This window comes from Microbacterium sp. SORGH_AS_0862, from assembly GCF_030818795.1.
GTDB lineage: Bacteria > Actinomycetota > Actinomycetes > Actinomycetales > Microbacteriaceae > Microbacterium.
In genome coordinates this window covers 3,304,518-3,320,769 of the sequence record NZ_JAUTAY010000001.1, presented here as the reverse complement: position 1 = coordinate 3,320,769, position 16,252 = coordinate 3,304,518, and the positions used below count along the sequence as shown (strand labels likewise).

General features: G+C 68.2%; 17 protein-coding genes. 8 read left to right on the top strand and 9 right to left on the bottom strand.

Annotated features, from left to right (window positions below; translation table 11 throughout):
- Positions 1 to 3: 3 nt before the first annotated feature.
- The gene (gene fabG / locus QE377_RS16350) at positions 4 to 714 is read right to left on the bottom strand and encodes a 3-oxoacyl-ACP reductase FabG (protein ID WP_307325394.1); all 711 of its coding nucleotides are present in this window, start codon (positions 712 to 714) and stop codon (positions 4 to 6) included.
- A 106-nt stretch (positions 715 to 820) separates the two neighbouring features.
- Here fabG and QE377_RS16345 point away from each other — a divergent pair, with 106 nt between their 5' ends.
- The 3 genes from QE377_RS16345 (at position 821) to QE377_RS16330 (ending at position 2,879) form a co-directional block, all read left to right on the top strand.
- The gene (locus tag QE377_RS16345; RefSeq protein ID WP_307325393.1) at positions 821 to 1,441 is read left to right on the top strand and encodes a DUF4190 domain-containing protein; all 621 of its coding nucleotides are present in this window, start codon (positions 821 to 823) and stop codon (positions 1,439 to 1,441) included.
- A gap of 42 nt (positions 1,442 to 1,483) precedes the next feature.
- Complete coding sequence (locus tag QE377_RS16340; RefSeq protein WP_307325392.1) at positions 1,484 to 1,837, top strand: DUF3099 domain-containing protein; 354 nt, start codon at positions 1,484 to 1,486, stop codon at positions 1,835 to 1,837.
- Positions 1,838 to 2,042: 205 nt separating this feature from the next.
- Positions 2,043 to 2,879, top strand: a complete 837-nt coding sequence (locus QE377_RS16330; RefSeq protein WP_307326069.1) for an SURF1 family protein — start codon at positions 2,043 to 2,045, stop codon at positions 2,877 to 2,879.
- A 4-nt stretch (positions 2,880 to 2,883) separates the two neighbouring features.
- On the opposite strand, the gene abc-f is transcribed toward QE377_RS16330, so the two are convergent.
- Complete coding sequence (gene abc-f, locus QE377_RS16325) at positions 2,884 to 4,482, bottom strand: ribosomal protection-like ABC-F family protein (protein WP_307325389.1); 1,599 nt, start codon at positions 4,480 to 4,482, stop codon at positions 2,884 to 2,886.
- Positions 4,483 to 4,666: 184 nt separating this feature from the next.
- On the opposite strand from abc-f, the gene QE377_RS16320 reads away from it, so the two are divergent.
- From QE377_RS16320 to QE377_RS16305, 4 genes are read left to right on the top strand one after another with little or no spacing between them, the layout of a single operon-like run.
- Positions 4,667 to 5,701, top strand: coding sequence for an iron-siderophore ABC transporter substrate-binding protein (locus QE377_RS16320; RefSeq protein ID WP_307325381.1), 1,035 nt, complete (start codon positions 4,667 to 4,669; stop codon positions 5,699 to 5,701).
- Between the two features lie 31 nt (positions 5,702 to 5,732).
- A complete protein-coding gene (locus QE377_RS16315; RefSeq protein ID WP_307325378.1) occupies positions 5,733 to 6,782 on the top strand; it encodes an iron ABC transporter permease in 1,050 nt (349 codons plus the stop codon).
- A complete protein-coding gene (locus QE377_RS16310) occupies positions 6,779 to 7,831 on the top strand; it encodes an iron chelate uptake ABC transporter family permease subunit (protein WP_307325376.1) in 1,053 nt (350 codons plus the stop codon). Before QE377_RS16315 ends, QE377_RS16310 begins: the two co-directional genes overlap by 4 nt.
- A complete protein-coding gene (locus tag QE377_RS16305; protein ID WP_307325373.1) occupies positions 7,828 to 8,649 on the top strand; it encodes an ABC transporter ATP-binding protein in 822 nt (273 codons plus the stop codon). The genes QE377_RS16310 and QE377_RS16305 overlap by 4 nt, the downstream gene beginning before the upstream one ends.
- Before the next feature lie 11 nt (positions 8,650 to 8,660).
- Here the strand turns inward: QE377_RS16305 and QE377_RS16300 are convergent, their stop codons facing one another.
- Genes QE377_RS16300 through sufB form a run of 7 tightly spaced genes read right to left on the bottom strand, consistent with a single transcriptional unit; the run spans position 8,661 to position 14,851 of the window.
- A complete protein-coding gene (locus QE377_RS16300; protein ID WP_307325371.1) occupies positions 8,661 to 9,590 on the bottom strand; it encodes a siderophore-interacting protein in 930 nt (309 codons plus the stop codon).
- A gap of 41 nt (positions 9,591 to 9,631) precedes the next feature.
- Positions 9,632 to 10,786 (bottom strand): MalY/PatB family protein, encoded by a 1,155-nt coding sequence (locus QE377_RS16295; protein ID WP_307325368.1) that lies wholly within the window; start codon positions 10,784 to 10,786, stop codon positions 9,632 to 9,634.
- 22 nt (positions 10,787 to 10,808) lie between these two features.
- Complete coding sequence (locus QE377_RS16290; RefSeq protein ID WP_137417044.1) at positions 10,809 to 11,138, bottom strand: metal-sulfur cluster assembly factor; 330 nt, start codon at positions 11,136 to 11,138, stop codon at positions 10,809 to 10,811.
- 9 nt (positions 11,139 to 11,147) lie between these two features.
- Entirely contained in the window at positions 11,148 to 11,918 is a 771-nt protein-coding gene (sufC, locus tag QE377_RS16285; protein WP_307325365.1) for a Fe-S cluster assembly ATPase SufC, read from the bottom strand.
- A 13-nt stretch (positions 11,919 to 11,931) separates the two neighbouring features.
- Entirely contained in the window at positions 11,932 to 12,261 is a 330-nt protein-coding gene (locus tag QE377_RS16280; protein WP_307325363.1) for a non-heme iron oxygenase ferredoxin subunit, read from the bottom strand.
- Positions 12,258 to 13,436, bottom strand: coding sequence for a Fe-S cluster assembly protein SufD (gene sufD, locus QE377_RS16275; RefSeq protein ID WP_307325361.1), 1,179 nt, complete (start codon positions 13,434 to 13,436; stop codon positions 12,258 to 12,260). The genes QE377_RS16280 and sufD overlap by 4 nt, the downstream gene beginning before the upstream one ends.
- Positions 13,433 to 14,851: a Fe-S cluster assembly protein SufB gene (gene sufB / locus QE377_RS16270; protein ID WP_137417048.1), complete on the bottom strand. Its 1,419-nt coding sequence runs from the start codon at positions 14,849 to 14,851 to the stop codon at positions 13,433 to 13,435. The genes sufD and sufB overlap by 4 nt, the downstream gene beginning before the upstream one ends.
- Before the next feature lie 229 nt (positions 14,852 to 15,080).
- Between sufB and QE377_RS16265 the strand changes: the two genes are divergently transcribed.
- Positions 15,081 to 16,196 carry a heme A synthase gene (locus tag QE377_RS16265; RefSeq protein ID WP_307325358.1) on the top strand — a complete coding sequence of 372 codons (1,116 nt, stop codon included), beginning with the start codon at positions 15,081 to 15,083 and terminating at the stop codon, positions 16,194 to 16,196.
- Positions 16,197 to 16,252: the final 56 nt, after the last annotated feature.

The following is a 16,252-nucleotide window of genomic DNA, read 5'->3' as shown; positions in this document are numbered from 1 at the left end:
CGGTCAGTGCCCCATCCCCAGGCCGCCGTCGACCGGGATGACCGCGCCGGAGATGTAGGCGGCGTCGTCGGAGGCGAGCCACGCCACGACCGCGGCGACCTCCGCGGCGGTTCCGTAGCGACCGGCGGGAATCGCCTTCTTGTACTCCGCCTGCGTCTCGGCGGGCAGCTCCGCCGTCATGTCAGTCTCGATGAAACCCGGGGCGACGACATTCGTCGTGACGCCGCGCGCCCCGAGTTCGCGCGTCAGCGACCGGGCGAAGCCGACGAGAGCGCTCTTCGAGCTCGCGTAGTTGATCTGGCCTGCCGACCCGTAGAGGCCGACGACACTGGAGATGAGGATGACGCGACCCCATCGTGCGCGGACCAGTCCCTTGGCGGCGCGCTTGACCACACGGAACGTGCCGCCGAGGTTCGTGTCGATGACATCGTCGAAATCGTCCTCGCTCATGCGCAGAAGCAGCATGTCTCGGGTGATTCCCGCGTTGGCGACGAGGATGGTCACCGGACCGAGCTTCTCTTCGACCTCGGTGTAGGCGGCGTCCAGCGCAGCGGCGTCCGTCACGTCGGCGCGCACCGTGAGCGTGCCCTCCGGGCCTTCACCCGAACGGGCCGTCACCGCGACGCGGTATCCGTCGGACACGAAGCGTTCGGCGATCGCGCGGCCGATGCCGCGGTTGCCTCCGGTGATGAGCACGACACGGTCGCTCGACATGGTTCTCCTCGTCAGATCGGGCAGAGCCCCCAGCCTATCGACAGGCTCGTTTGACACCGCCCGGCGGTCACTGGAAGGCTTCCCTCACAGACGGAAAGGCATCCAGATGAGCGATCAGAACAACGACCTCCCCGCACCCACATCAGCGGGAGAGGGCACCACCCCCGACGCTCAGCCCCGGCCCGCGGAGCCCGCCGCGGCGGCCCCGGCCTCACCCGACTACCCCGCGCCGGCGTACGCACCGCCGTCCTACCCCGCACCGTCGTCGCCGGCCCCGTCTCCCGCGCCGCCCGCCGGCTACCCGGGATACAGCGCGACGCCAGCGGCCCCTGCGGCCTACCCGGCGTACAGCGTTCCGCCCGCTGCCCCCGCGTACCCTCCGTCCTACCAGGGAGCACCGGGCTACGGCGCACCGCCCGTGTACACGCCGTATCCGGCGGGCCCCAAGACGAACAGCCTCGCCGTGGTGTCGCTGGTCTCCTCGATCGTCGGGGTCGTTCTCATCCCGTTCATCGGTTCCATCGTCGGCATCATCACCGGGCACATCTCGCTCAAGCAGATCCGCGATCGCGGAGAGGGCGGTCGCGGGCTGGGGCTGGCCGGCACGATCGCCGGTTACGCGGGCCTGGCGCTCTACGCGATCATCACGGTGCTCTTCGTCCTCTGGATCATCTGGGTCGTGAACCTCTCGAACGGCGCCTACTACGACTACAGCTACTCTTCCTGACCGACCCCGCGAGCGGTGCCTCCGGCGTACTCTGGAAGCACCGTGAAGCAGCCCTCCCCACCACAGTCGGCGACCTCGCTCCCCCACGCGCCGCGTGAGGAGTCGAGCGCTCGCATGCTCAAGTACGTCATCATGATGGGCGTGCGGGTGGCCTGCTTCGTCGCGATGATCCTCGTCACCCCCTACGGCTGGTACACGTGGCTGTTCGCGGCGGGAGCGGTGTTCCTTCCCTACATCGCCGTCGTCGTCGCGAACGTGGGCCAGGAGTCCCGCGCCGCGCCCGCCGAGACGGTCACGCTGCCCGCTCTCGAGCAGCGAGGCGAGAAGCCGTCTCCCACTCCCCCCAGCCAGGTGATCACCATCTCTGAGACACCACCGAACCCGCACGACGCATGAGCGACGCGGCCATCTGTTCGCGCGCGGGATGTCGCGACGGCGCTCACTGGCGCGTGCTGTGGCGCAATCCGCGAATACATGACGCCGAACGGCGAAAGATCTGGTTGGCCTGCGATGCGCATGTGGCGTATCTCCGGGACTTCCTCGCGACCCGTTCCTTCCCGGTCTCCGTCGAGCCTTTCGTGAAACAGGGCACATCGTGAGCATGCGTCGTGACACGGCGCTGCGGTGGGCCGCCTACGTCGGCGTCGCCATCGCGTTCGCGATCGCCTGCGTCTTCCTCTCCAACTGGCAGTTCGCGCGCAACGATGAACGAGCCGCACAGTTGGCCCTCGTGGAGCGGAACTACGACGCGGCCGCGGTCCCCCTGGACGAGCTCCTGCCCGGCGATCAGCTCGATCCCGAATCGGAGTGGCATCCCGTGGTCGTCACGGGCGAGTACGTCCCGGAGCAGCAGGTGGTGGTGCGCAATCGCCCGCACGGCGGCACGAGCGCCTTCGAGGTCCTGACACCCCTGCGCGCATCCGATGGACGCGTGCTCATCGTCGACCGCGGATGGATCCCGCCGGCGGAGAGCGGCGACGGACCCGCCCTCATCCCCGCACCGCCGTCGGGAACGGTCAGCGTCGTCGTGCGGCTTCGCGCCCCGGAGGCCCTCCCGAACTCCGGACGCACGGCACCGGCAGGGCAGGTACCGACGATCAACCTGCCGCTCGTCGCGGAGACCACCGGTTCGGCGACCCTGACCTCCGCCTACGGGGTGCTCGTGAGCGAGGACCCTCCGGTCTCGGACATGCCGTACGCGCTGGCGGCGCCGTCGGAGGATCCTGGACCCCATCTGTCGTACGCGATCCAGTGGATCCTGTTCGCCGTGATGGGATTCGTCTTCATCGGTTACATCATTCGCACCGAACGTCGCAAACGCGTCGAAGACGAGAAGGACGACGATCAGCCGGCCGCGACTCGTGCCGTTCGGCCCCGCAAGCGCGTGGATAGAGACGCCGAGCAGGAGGACGCGATCCTCGACCGCGCCGACGCGTGAGCGATCAGGCGAGCGTGATCAGGTCGACGTAGTCGCGACCCCAGATGTCCTCGACCCCGTCGGGCAGGATGAGGACGCGCTCCGGGTTGAGCGCCTCCACGGCTCCCGCGTCATGCGAGACGAGCACCACAGCGCCCTCGTAGTGCGCGAGCGCACCGAGGATCTCCTCGCGCGAGGCCGGATCGAGGTTGTTCGTCGGCTCGTCGAGGAGCAGCATGTTCGCGCTGGAGACGACCAGGGTCGCCAGCGACAGTCGCGTCTTCTCACCGCCCGAGAGCACCCCGGCAGGCTTGAGGACGTCGTCACCGGTGAACAGGAACGAACCCAGCACCTTGCGGGCCTCCGTCGCCGTGATGTCCGGCGCCGCCGACATCATGTTCTCCAGGACCGACCGCGACACGTCGAGGTTCTCGTGCTCCTGGGCGTAGTAGCCGATCTTCAGGCCGTGCCCGGGCTCGATGGTTCCGGTGTCGGGAGCGTCGACTCCCGCGAGCATCCGGAGCAGTGTCGTCTTCCCGGCGCCGTTGAGGCCCAGCACGACGACCTTCGAGCCGCGATCGATCGCCAGGTCCACATCGGCGAAGATCTCCAGCGAGCCGTACGACTTCGACAGACCACGCGCCATCAGCGGCGTCTTTCCGCAAGGGGCGGGCTTCGGGAAGCGGAGCTTCGCGACGCGATCCTCCTGACGCACCTCGTCGAGACCGGAGAGCATCTTCTCCGCGCGCGCGACCATCTGGTGCGCGGCCGCGGCCTTCGACGCCTTGGCACCGAATCGCGCCGCCTGCAGTTGCAGGGCGGTCGCCTTCTTCTCGACGTTGACGCGCTCCTTCTTGCGGCGTTCCTCGTCGGCCACCCGCTGACGCTGGTAGTTCTTCCAGTTCATGTTGTAGATGTCGATGACCTGGCGGTTGGCGTCGAGGTAGAACACGCGGTTGACTGTTTCGCCCACCAGCTCGACATCGTGACTGATGACGATGAGCCCGCCCTTGTAGTTCTTCAGGAACTCGCGGAGCCAGACGACGCTGTCGGCGTCGAGGTGGTTGGTCGGCTCGTCGAGGATCATCGTGTCCGCGTCCGAGAACAGGATGCGGGCCAGCTCGATGCGCCGGCGTTGGCCGCCGGAGAGCGTCTTCAACGGCTGATCGAGGATGCGATCGGGCAGGGACAGGTTGTGAGCGATCGAGGCCGCCTCCGCCTCTGCCGCGTAGCCGCCGAGCGATTCGAAGCGCTCCGTGAGGGTGCCATAGCGACGCATGGCCTTCGCAGCGACATCGGGATCGTCGTCCGCCATCGCGAGCGATGCCTCCTGCATGCCGAGCGCGAGCGTTCCCAGCCCGCGCGCGTCCAGGATGCGCGTACGTGCCAGCATCTCCGGGTCGCCGGAACGGGGGTCCTGGGGCAGGTAACCGAGCTCTCCCCCGCGCTGCACCTCGCCTGCCGAAGGCAGCAGGTCGCCGGCGAGGACCTTCGTGAGCGTCGTCTTGCCCGCACCGTTGCGTCCGACCAGGCCGATCTTGTCGCCTCGGGAGACGCGGAAGGCGACCTCGGACATGAGAACGCGCGCGCCGACGCGGATCTCGAGGTCATGCACGGCGAGCACGGCGTACGTCCGTTCTGTCGGGAGGGAAGCAGGGAGGCCGCAGAAGGCCATCGTTCAGTCTACCGGCGCGCACCGCGACGGTGGTTCCGACCGGATGGGCGGACGGGCGGATGGATTCGGGTCGAGAACGAGAGTCGAGTTAGGGTAGCCTCGCCTAGCACTCTCCAGAAAGGCCTCCTTCGTCATGCAGCTCAAGCGCTGGACCGCTGTCGCGGTCGCCGCCGTCTCTCTCGCCGCCCTCACTGCCTGCAGCTCGGGAGCAGCGGCCCCCGCTGCCACCGATGACGGCGCGGATCAGAGCGGCGCGTTCCCACTCTCGATCGAGAACGCTTTCGGCACCACCACCATCGATGCCAAGCCGCAGCGCGTCGTCACGGTCGACTGGGGCAATCAGGATGTCGCGCTGGCATTGGGGATCGTTCCCGTCGCGATGCCGAAGGTGACGTACGGCGACGAGGACGGCGACGGGCTTCTGCCCTGGGTGAAGGACAAGCTCGACGAGCTGGGCGCGGAGACCCCCGTGCTCATGGACGAGACGGACGGGTACGACTACGAGGCCATCGCCGATGCCGCGCCCGACGTCATTCTCGCCGCGTACTCCGGGATGACCCAGGAGCAGTACGACACCCTGAGCAAGATCGCGCCGGTCGTCACCTACCAGGACATGGCCTGGGGAACCTCGTGGCAGGACATGACCATCCTCGACGGGACGGCGCTGGGCCTGGCGGATGAGGCGCAGGAGCTCGTCTCGTCGCTCGAGAAGCACGTCGCCGACACGGCCGCCGAGTACCCCGCGATCGCTGGGAAGACCACGCTTCTGTCGTACTTCGACCCCACCGACCTGAGCAACCTCGGCTTCTACAGCCGGTCGGACCCGCGTGTGGGCTACCTCGAGGAGATCGGATTCGCTCCCTCCGCCTACGTCAAGGAGCAGTCGGCCGCATCCGACCAGTTCTGGATCGTCACCAGCACCGAACAGATCGAGAGCTTCGAGGACGTCCAGGTGATCGTGACCTACGGCACGGACGAGACGCTCGCCCAGTGGCAGGCCGACCCGCTCATGTCTCGCATCCCCGCCGTCGCCAAGGGCGCCGTCGCGGTGATCACCTCCGACTCGACGCTCTCTTCCGCCATCACGCCATCGCCTTTGTCGATCGGCACCAGCTACGGCGACGACTACATCAAGCTCGTCGGAGAGGCCGCCGCCAAGGCATCATGATCCGGCCGATGGTCCGCGGGCGCGGGCGGCGATGAGTGCCGCCGTCCCTTCCACCGCTGCCGCCCCCACGTCGTCGTCGCGACGACGCTGGGGGCGGCGGCGGGCGTTGTGGATCCTGATTCTGCTCGCAGCGTTGCTGGCGATCTCCTTCCTGTCGGTGACCTTCGGCGCACGCGCGGTCGGATGGCATGACATCTGGGCGGGGCTCGGCGGGGCGGTCGACACGGCGGGGGCAGCCGCCGTGAACAAGCGCATTCCTCGCACCGTCCTCGCGGTCATGGTCGGCGCGGCGCTCGGTGTCGCGGGCGCGGTCCTCCAGGGCGCGACCCGCAATCCTCTCGCCGACCCGCAGATCCTGGGGATCAACGGCGGAGCCGCCCTCGCCGTCGTCTGCGGCATCGCATTCCTGGGTCTCGCGACGCCGACCGCGTACATCTGGACCGCACTGGTGGGAGCGGCCGTCGCCGCCGTGTTCGTCTACGCGATCGGCGCACTGGGTCGGGGCGGCGCGACGCCGCTCAAGCTCGCTCTCGCGGGCGCGGTGACGGCCGTCGCCTTCTCATCCTTGACGAGTGCGATCCTCCTGCCTCGCGTCGACGTGATGAGCCAGTTCCGGTTCTGGCAGGTGGGCGGCGTCGGAGGCGCGACGATCACGACCATCCTCCAGGTCGCACCGTTCCTGATCGTCGGTCTCGTCGTGTGCCTGGCGTGCAGCCCCGCACTGAACACTCTGGCACTGGGCGACGAGCTCGCCGCGGGGCTCGGTGAGCGCGTGCGCACGGCACGTCTGGCATCCACGCTCGGCGCGGTCCTGCTCTGCGGCGCCGCCACGGCAGTCGCCGGACCCATCGGCTTCGTCGGATTGGTCGTCCCGCACATCTGCCGGTTGCTCATCGGCGTCGACCACCGCTGGCTCCTCCCCTTCAGCGCCGTCGCAGGAGCAGTGCTCCTCACGGGCGCGGATGTCATCGGTCGCGTCATCGCCCGCCCCGAGGAGATCGAGGTCGGCATCATCACCGCCCTCGTCGGCGCGCCGTTCTTCATCGCCATCGTTCGGCGGCAGAAGGTGAAGACGCTGTGACCGTCACCGCCGGAGCCGTCGAGACACTCTCTCTGGTACGCACCGGGCGCCGACGACGGCGCCGACGGTGGATCGTCGTCACGTCCGTCCTCGCCGCAATCGCGATCATCGTCTACGCCCTCTCCCTCATGCTGGGGCAGACGTTCTACTCCCCCGCAGAGGTCTGGGCCGTGGTGACCGGGCAACGCGTGCCGGGCGCGTCCTTCACCGTGGGCGAACTGCGGCTGCCGCGCGCCACGACGGCGCTGCTGACAGGTCTCTGCTTCGGCATGGGCGGCGTCGTCTTCCAGACGATGCTGCGCAACCCGCTCGCAAGTCCGGACGTCATCGGCATCAGTTCGGGCGCGAGTGCCGCCGCCGTCACGGGGATCGTGGTCCTGGGCCTCGGCGAGACATCCGTCTCGTTCCTGGCGACCGGTGCCGCACTGGCCGCAGCTCTGCTCATCTATCTGCTCGCGTACAAGCGCGGCGGCTCGGGAGCCCGTCTGATCCTGATCGGCATCGGCGTGGCGGCCATCTGCAACAGCGTGATCTCCTACGTCATCTCCCGCGCCGCTGAATGGGACCTTCAGACAGCCATGCGCTGGATCACCGGAAACCTCAACGACGCGAGCTGGGCGAAGGTCCTCCCCCTCGCCGCGGTCATGGTCCTGGTCGTGCCCGCGCTGCTGTTCCTGTCGCGCGATCTCGAGCTGCTGCGGGTCGGCGACGAGGCCGCATCCGCTCTCGGGGTACGTGTCGAACGCAGCCGCCTCCTGCTCATCGTGGCCGCCGTCTGCCTGCTGGCATTCGCGACTGCGGCCGCCGGTCCGATCTCGTTCGTGGCCTTCCTCGCCGGCCCCATCGCCGTGAGGATCCTCGGGCCGGTCGGCTCCCCCGTCGTGCCGGCGGGGCTCGTGGGCGCCGTCCTCGTGCTGGTGTCCGACTTCATCGCGCAGTACGCGCTCGGCACACGCCTGCCCGTGGGCGTCGTGACCGGTGTGCTGGGCGCGCCGTATCTCGTCTACCTGCTCATCCGCAGCAGTCGGGCAGGAGGAACCTCGATATGACCGCCGAACACACCCTCGTCGCCGACACGCTCACGCTCGCCTACGGAGAGAGAGTGATCGTCGACGCGCTCGATCTCTCCGTCCCCGCGGGCAGGATCACGACGATCGTGGGGGCCAACGCGTGCGGCAAGTCCACGCTGCTGAAGTCGATGGCACGCCTGTTGACGCCCGAGGCGGGGAGCGTGCTGCTCGACGGGAAGAGTATCCATCGACTGCCCACCCGCCAGGTCGCGCGCGTGCTGGGCCTGCTCCCGCAGTCCCCCATCGCTCCAGACGGCATCGCGGTGGCCGACCTCGTCAGCCGGGGGCGGCATCCGCACCAGGGCCCACTGGCACGGTGGAGCGCCGCCGACGACGCTGCGATCGCGGGGGCGCTCGAGGCGACCGGGACCGCTCATCTCGCCGACCGGTCGGTGGACGAACTCAGCGGTGGTCAGCGCCAGCGCGTCTGGATCGCAATGGCACTGGCGCAGCAGACGGACCTGCTCCTACTCGACGAGCCGACGACGTTCCTCGACATCAGCCATCAGATCGACGTCCTGGATCTACTGACCGATCTGAACCGCGACCGTGGCACGACCATCGTCATGGTGCTGCACGACCTGAACCTGGCGGCCCGCTACGCCGATCATCTCGTCGCGATGGTCGACGGCCGCATCCTCGCCGCGGGAGAGCCCGCGAACGTCCTGACGGCGGATGTGGTGCGCACGGTCTTCGGCCTGGAGAGCAGGATCATGCCGGACCCTCTGACGGGCAGACCCATGGTCATCCCGCTCGGTCGTCATCACACGATCACGGACGCGGACGCACCTGCCTGAGCCCCCGCCGTCTACTCGGTGCGTTCCGAGACGCCGCGGCGCCAGTAGCCCATGAAGGCCACGCGCTTGCGGTCGACGCCGTTGCCCTGGACGAGCAGCCGTCGCAGTGTCTTCACCGTCTGCGACTCACCGGCGATCCAGGCGTAGAACTCGCCCTCCGAGTCTCCCGGGCTGTCCCACAGGAGCTCACGGTCGACATCCACGTCCTCAAGTTCCTGCGGACGGGGCGCCGCGGCACGCGCGAGCACGTCGCCGGCGGTCTGGGTCCAGGAGGCGACGGCCGCGATGAGCGCCTCACCATGGCCCCGTTCTTCGCGGGCGAGCCACGTCACACGCGCGTGCGTCGCGATCGGGAGGTCGTCCTGTCGCGACGGCACCTCGATGAATGCGTCGACGTCCGTGTCGTCCGGCAGCGATTCGAGGATGCCGGCAATGGCCGGCGCGGCGGTCTCGTCACCGGCGAGCAAGAGCCTTCTCGCACTGCCCGGATGCCAGTCGATGCCCAGATGAGAGTCCGGACTGCGCTGGTCCGGACCGACGATCACCAGTTCGTCGCCGGCGACGGCAGCTTCCGCCCACGCACCCGCGGGACCCGGGTCATGGTGGAGCACGAAGTCGATGTCGACCTCGCAGCTCTCGGGGTCGACGCGTCGCACGGTGTACGTGCGGAAGGGGGTGCGCTCCGCCTGCGGCAATCCGCGCCAGCGCGTGTACCAATCGCCCCTGGCGATCGCTTCCTCGTCGCGCTGACCGACGTCGCATATGCGGCCGTCCGTGCCCGGGAACAGGACCTTCAGCCGCTGATCCCGGCCAGCGGTGCCGAAATGCTCGAAGTCCGGGCAGGAGAAGGTGAGACGGACGAAGTGCGGTGACAGCCGAAGCACACGAGAGACGTGCGCGATGTACGGACGATAGGACGGTCGAGTCGCGAGGGCTGTCACCCGATAAGGCTATCCTTACCTGCGCTGAAGCCCAAGCGGGATCAGCGAAGAGCAGCGATCCGCTCGATCGCCGAGATGAGCAACTCCGGTGCGCAGCCGAGAGTCAGACGGATGTGCCCCGCTCCACCCGCGCCGAAGGCAGGACCGGAGTGCACCGCGACGCGTGCCTCGCGGAGGATCCGCCGCGCCGGCGCGTCCCCCCAGCCGTATCGAGAGAGATCCACCCACCCGAGGTATCCGGCCGCGGGCGGACGGAAGCCCGCATCCGGAAGGTGTGTCTCGAGCAAGGCGCGCAGGAGGTCGATGTTCGCATCGATAGCGAGCGCCTGCGCATCCAACCAGGCGTCGGACTCGACCGACAGGGCGGCCACCGTGGCGACGGCGCCGAAGAGTCCGGTGCGCCACGAGACCTCGTCCGGAAGGGAGCGGAGGACGGCGTGGGTCCCGTCGTCCGCGGCCACCATGATCGCGCACTTCAGACCCGCCAGATTGAACGCCTTGCTCGCGGAGACGACGGCGTACCCGCATCGCGCGGCCGCATCCGAGACGGAGAGGAATGGCGTGACGACGTTCCCGACGCGCGGCAGGGGCGCATGGATCTCGTCGCTGACGACAACGGCTCCGTAGCGCACCGCGAGCGCGGCCAGCGAGGCCAGCACGCCCGCCGCGTGGATCGTCCCGGTGGGGTTGTGCGGGTTGCACAGGAGGATGGCGCGCGCGCCCTCGCGGAAAGCGGCCTCGATCCCCTCGAGGTCGAGCTCCCAGCCCACTCCCGTGTCTCGTAGCGGTACGGAATGGACGACCCCGCCGGCTTCGGGCACGGCCTCGAAGAACGGCGGGTACACGGGCGGGGTGATCACGACCCGATCCCCGGGCCCGATGACCCGGCGCAGGATCTCGACGACGCCCATGATGACGTCGCCCGTGATCCGCATCCGCCAGGGATCCGGATCCCATCCGAGACGCCGCGCGGCGAAGGCGGTGTACGCCGCAGTGACCCCCGGATCAGCGGGTGTGTAGCCGGTGTCTCCGCGCGAGACTGCCTCGTGCAGCGCCGTGCTGATCGCGGGCGCCAACGGGTAATCCGTCTCAGCGACGAACAACGGGATCACGTCGTCGGGGTACGACCGCCACTTCGCGCTCCGGCGATGACGCAGCTCATCGAGGGGCAGCGCGCGAAGCGGCTCGATCGTCACCTGAGGAGCCTATCGACGGCCGTCAGATGGCGAAGCCGAGGGCCCGCATCATGTCGCGGCCGTCGTCGGTGATGCGCTCCGGCCCCCACGGCGGCATCCAGACCCAGTTGATCCGGAACCGCTCGACGACCGAATCCAATGCTTGCGCCGTCTGTTCCTCGAGCACATCCGTCAGCGGGCACCCCGCAGAGGTCAGCGTCATGTGGATGACGAGAGCGTCATTCTCGTCATCCCAGGCGAGGTCGTAGATGAGACCCAGGTCGACGACGTTGACACCCAGTTCGGGGTCCATGACGTCCTTGAGAGCCTCGGTGACCTCGTCGTACTTCTCCGGGGTGATCGTCGCGGTCATAGTCGAATCCTACGCGCCGGTCTGCACACCCGGCTCGAGGAACCGGTCGTATCCCTCGTTCTCGAGGCGCTCGGCGAGCTCGGGGCCGCCCTCTTCGGCGACGCGACCGTTGACGAGCACGTGCACGAAGTCGGGGCGGATGTAGTTGAGGATGCGGGTGTAGTGCGTGATGAGGAGTACACCGAGGTCGGTCTCGGCCTTGGCGCGGTTCACACCCTCGGAGACGATCTTCAGCGCGTCGACATCGAGGCCGGAGTCGGTCTCGTCCAGAATCGCGACCTTCGGCTTGAGCAGCTCGAGCTGGAGGATCTCGTGGCGCTTCTTCTCTCCGCCCGAGAAGCCCTCGTTGACGTTGCGCTGGGCGAACTTCGCATCCATGCGCAGATTGCTCATGGCCGCCTTGACGTCCTTGGTCCACGTGCGGATGGCCGGAGCCTCGCCGTCGATCGCGGTCTTGGCCGTGCGCAGGAAGTTGGTCACGGTGATCCCCGGGACCTCGACGGGATACTGCATCGCGAGGAACAGACCCGCGCGTGCACGCTCGTCGACGGTCATCTCGAGGACGTCTTCGCCGTCGAGGGTGATCGAGCCGCCGGTCACGGTGTACTTCGGGTGTCCGGCGATCGTGTAGGCGAGCGTCGACTTGCCCGACCCGTTCGGGCCCATGATGGCGTGGGTCTCACCGGTGCGGATCGTCAGCGTGACGCCGTTCAGGATGGGGGTGGTCCCCTCATCGGTCTCGACCGTCACGTGGAGGTCGCGGATCTCGAGCACAGACATGTCAGTTCCTTCGTCAGTCGACGTTCTTGGTCACGGCGGGATCGATCAGAACATCGTCTCCGTCGATCGTGACTTCGTATACGGGCACCGGCTCGTACGCCGGCAGGTTCAGGGGCTTTCCGGTGCGCAGCGAGAACGCGGATCCGTGCGCCCAGCACTCCAGCGTGTCCCCCTCGACGAATCCGTCCGAGAGCGAGATGTCGCCGTGGGTGCAGGTGTCGCCGATCGCGTGCACCTCGCCGTTGCCGTCCAGCACGACCGCCATCGGCACGCCGTCGATCTCGACGCGACGGGCTTCGTCCTGCTGCAGCTCGCTCAGAGCGCACACGCGCGTCGCGCTCACCGCTGCTCCCCCGCGAGCTCGGCCTCGATCGAGCCGACGAGGCGTTCCTCGAGCTCCGCGATGCCGATCTTCTGCACGATCTCCATGAGGAAGCCGAGCACGACCAGCCGCCGCGCCTGCTCCGCGTCGATGCCGCGGGCCTGCAGGTAGAACAGCTGCTCGTCGTCGAAACGACCGGTCGCGCTCGCGTGCCCCGCTCCGCGGATGTCGCCCGTCTCGATCTCGAGGTTCGGGATGGAATCGGCCCTGGCGCCATCGGTGAGCACCAGGTTGCGATTGGCCTCGTAGGAGTCGGTGCCGACGGCATCCGGTCCGATCAGCACATCGCCGATCCAGACGGAATGCGCGGTATCGCCCTGCAGCGCGCCCTTGTAGAGCACATCGCCGACGGTCTGCGCACCCTTGTGGTGCAGATACACCTGGCTCTCGAGGTGCTGACCGGCATCCGCGAACGAGAGACCGTACAGTTCGCCGCGCGCACCGGTGCCGGCGAGCTCGACGTTCGGGTTCACGCGCACGACGCCGCCGCCGAACGAGACCACGACATGGCGCAGGCTCGCGTCACGATCGACACGCGCCTGATGCGCGGCGACGTGCACCGCCTCGTCGTCCCACTCCTGAAGCGTCACGAGGGTGAGGGCGGCGCCGTCACGGACGACGATCTCGACGTTCTCGGCCAGTTGGGCGACACCCGCATGGCGCAGCAGCACCGTCGCACGCGCGTTCGGCTGTGCCTCGATGACGAGATGCACGTGTGCGCGGCCGCCGGCACCGCGAAGGTCCACGACGACGGGCTCACTCAGCTCCGTGCCCGCGGGGATGCTGAGATACAGCGCCTCTGCGGAACGCTCCCAGGCGATCGCCGCGCTGAGGTCCTCCGCCGTGAAGACCTCGCCGCGCGGCGCCTGGTCGGCGGACAGACCAGCCGCAGCGAGCGGCCCGGTCACGGAGACCGCCACCGCACCGGCGTCACCCGCGACATCCTCGAGCAGACTCCGGATGCGGTCGATCGGCGTGTGCTTCCAGTTCACCTCACGGCCGGTCGGAGCCTCGAAGAACGACACCTCGTTCGCGCGCGGGCGCTCCGAGCGGGTCTGCACCGGCACGAACGCGGCGGCAGGGTCGATGTGCCCCTTCGCGGTCTCGACCACGGGGGCTTCGGCCTGGGGGCTCATCCGACGCTGCCTTCCATGCCCATCTCGATGAGCTTGTTCAACTCCAGTGCGTACTCCATCGGCAGCTCGCGCGCGATGGGCTCGATGAACCCGCGCACGATCATGGCCATCGCCTCGTCTTCCGCGAGCCCGCGGCTCATCAGATAGAAGAGCTGCTCCTCGCTGACCTTCGAGACCGTCGCCTCGTGCCCCAGCTGGACGTCGTCGACGCGGATGTCGATGGCCGGGTACGTGTCCGAGCGCGAGATCGTGTCGACCAGCAGCGCGTCGCATCGCACCGTGTTGGCGGAGTGGTGGGCGTTCGCGTCCACTCGGACCTCGCCCCGGTATCCGGCCCGCCCGCCGCCGCGCGCGATCGACTTCGAGACGATCGAGGACTGCGTGTAAGGCGCCATGTGGATCATCTTGGCGCCGGCGTCCTGGTGCTGACCGGGCCCGGCGAAGGCGACCGACAGGGTCTCGCCCTTCGCGTGCTCCCCCATGAGGTAGATCGAGGGATACTTCATCGTGACCTTCGAGCCGATGTTGCCGTCGACCCATTCCATGGTGGCGCCCTCGTGTGCGACAGCACGCTTGGTCACGAGGTTGTAGACGTTGTTCGACCAGTTCTGGATCGTCGTGTAGCGCACACGGGCGTTCTTCTTCACGATGATCTCGACGACGGCCGAATGCAGCGAGTCGCTCTTGTAGATGGGAGCCGTGCAGCCCTCGATGTAGTGCACGTACGAGCCCTCATCGGCGATGATCAGCGTCCGCTCGAACTGCCCCATGTTCTCCGTGTTGATGCGGAAGTAGGCCTGCAGCGGGATCTCCACGTGCACGCCCTTGGGAACGTAGACGAACGATCCGCCCGACCACACGGCCGTGTTGAGGGCGGCGAACTTGTTGTCACCCGCGGGGATGACGGTGCCGAAGTACTCCTCGAAGAACTCCGGGTGCTCCTTCAACGCCGTGTCGGTGTCCATGAAGATGACGCCCTGGGCCTCCAGATCCTCCTGGATCTGGTGGTAGACGACCTCGGACTCGTACTGCGCCGCGACGCCCGCCACCAACCGGGAGCGCTCCGCCTCGGGGATCCCAAGCTTCTCGTAGGTGTTGCGGATGTCCTCAGGGAGATCCTCCCAGGACTGCGCCTGCTTCTCCGTGGACCGCACGAAGTACTTGATGTTCTCGAAGTCGATGTCGCTGAGGTCCGCGCCCCAGGTCGGCATCGGCTTGCGGCCGAAGAGCTGGAACCCTTTCAGACGGGTCTTCAGCATCCATTCGGGCTCGGCCTTCAACGCGGAGATATCACGAACGACGGCTTCGGTGAGGCCGCGCTTGGCGCTCGCACCCGCTGCGTCGGGGTCGTGCCATCCGAACTCGTACACCCCCAGACCTTCGAGTTCCGGGCGGTCGATCAGCACATCCGACATCACACTCTCCTTATTGGACCGCAACGGTGTCATCCGCCCCGGCATCCGCCGCCCCGTCGAGTCTGCGGGGACGAACGCCGCTCTCGGGCCCTCATCATGGGCGCTCACGTGGCGCCTAAACTGTTGTCGATGCACCCTGCGCGAAGCGCGGCATCGCAACAACCAAGATTCTACAGGTTCCCCCTGACTTCCGGGCCGCGTCCGGGGTCCGGAACGGGCCGGAGGACACATGCCCGCTCGCACTGCTCTGCCCGCATCCGATCGCGTCCGGGGAGGTTCCGGGCTCGTGGTGCGACGACCGCTGCGCGTCCTCGCGTGGCTCTCGTTCCTGACCGAGGTCATCATCATCGGGACCGGCGGCGCAGTACGGCTGACCGGGTCGGGCCTGGGATGCTCGGAGTGGCCGCTGTGCACGCCGGAGTCCCTCGTCCCGCTGCCCGAGCAGGGCATCCATGGCGTCATCGAGTTCGGCAACCGCACGATGACCGGTGTCGTGGGGATCGTCGCGGTGGCCGTCGTCCTGCTGACGCTGCACGCCATCGCGGGCCGCCCCGCTGTGATGCGCGCGCTCGTGTTCGCGGGCGGCGGCATCCTCCTCGCCATCCCGGTCTACGCGCTGGCGGCCGCCCTCAACCTGCCGGCTTTCGGTTTCGCCTCCGGCGCCCTCCTCGCGGCGGTCATCGCCGCGGCGATCGATTCCGGGCGGCGACTTCCTCGACGTCGCGACCTGTCGGCGCTCGCGTGGATCGTGCTGGCCGGCGTCATGGCCCAGGCCGTGGTCGGCGGATTCGCAGTGCTCACGGACCTGAACCCCTTCCTCGTGGGGTTCCACTACACCTGCTCGCTGCTGCTGGTGTGCGTCGCTGCGGCGTATCTGGTGCGACTCGATGCGAGCGAGGGCCCGCGGGAGCGCGTCGTTCCGCTGTGGTTCCAGATCGGGGCGCACGTGACCGGACTCGTTCTGGCCGTGACGATCGTCTTCGGCGTGCTCACCACGGGCTCCGGACCGCACTCGGGTGACGCGAACGTGATCCGCGACGGGTTCGACGCGACGATCCTCGCGCACGTCCACGCCTGGCCGGGCTATGTGCTCGCCGCCCTCGTGCTCGCGCTCACGATCAGCGCGTGGGTCCTGCGCCTGGATCCGCGGCGCTGGCTGCTCGTGCTCGTCGTCGCCATCGCCGTGCAGGTGACCGTCGGGGTGTGGCAGGCGCGAGAGGGCCTGCCCGAGCTTCTCGTGGGGATCCATATGGTGCTCGCCTCGCTCTCCGCGGCCGTCTACACCGTCGTCGTCCTCCACCTGAAGAGAGCGGTCGGGTACGACGACTCCTCAGCAGACGCATAGACGCATCATCGGGCACACCTGGATTCACCCGAGAGGGTGGCCAGGTCGCGGCAACC

What these genes read in the sequence shown, in the direction of transcription:
- QE377_RS16330 (WP_307326069.1), top strand. Translation starts at nt 2,043, where the DNA reads ATGCGTCGTGACACGGCGCTGCGGTGGGCCGCCTACGTCGGCGTCGCC.
- QE377_RS16305 (WP_307325373.1), top strand. Translation starts at nt 7,828, where the DNA reads ATGACCGCCGAACACACCCTCGTCGCCGACACGCTCACGCTCGCCTAC.
- QE377_RS16265 (WP_307325358.1), top strand. Translation starts at nt 15,081, where the DNA reads ATGCCCGCTCGCACTGCTCTGCCCGCATCCGATCGCGTCCGGGGAGGT.
- QE377_RS16345 (WP_307325393.1), top strand. Translation starts at nt 821, where the DNA reads ATGAGCGATCAGAACAACGACCTCCCCGCACCCACATCAGCGGGAGAG.
- QE377_RS16315 (WP_307325378.1), top strand. Translation starts at nt 5,733, where the DNA reads ATGAGTGCCGCCGTCCCTTCCACCGCTGCCGCCCCCACGTCGTCGTCG.
- QE377_RS16320 (WP_307325381.1), top strand. Translation starts at nt 4,667, where the DNA reads ATGCAGCTCAAGCGCTGGACCGCTGTCGCGGTCGCCGCCGTCTCTCTC.
- sufD (WP_307325361.1), bottom strand. Translation starts at nt 13,436, where the DNA reads ATGAGCCCCCAGGCCGAAGCCCCCGTGGTCGAGACCGCGAAGGGGCAC.
- sufB (WP_137417048.1), bottom strand. Translation starts at nt 14,851, where the DNA reads ATGTCGGATGTGCTGATCGACCGCCCGGAACTCGAAGGTCTGGGGGTG.
- fabG (WP_307325394.1), bottom strand. Translation starts at nt 714, where the DNA reads ATGTCGAGCGACCGTGTCGTGCTCATCACCGGAGGCAACCGCGGCATC.
- QE377_RS16290 (WP_137417044.1), bottom strand. Translation starts at nt 11,138, where the DNA reads ATGACCGCGACGATCACCCCGGAGAAGTACGACGAGGTCACCGAGGCT.
- sufC (WP_307325365.1), bottom strand. Translation starts at nt 11,918, where the DNA reads ATGTCTGTGCTCGAGATCCGCGACCTCCACGTGACGGTCGAGACCGAT.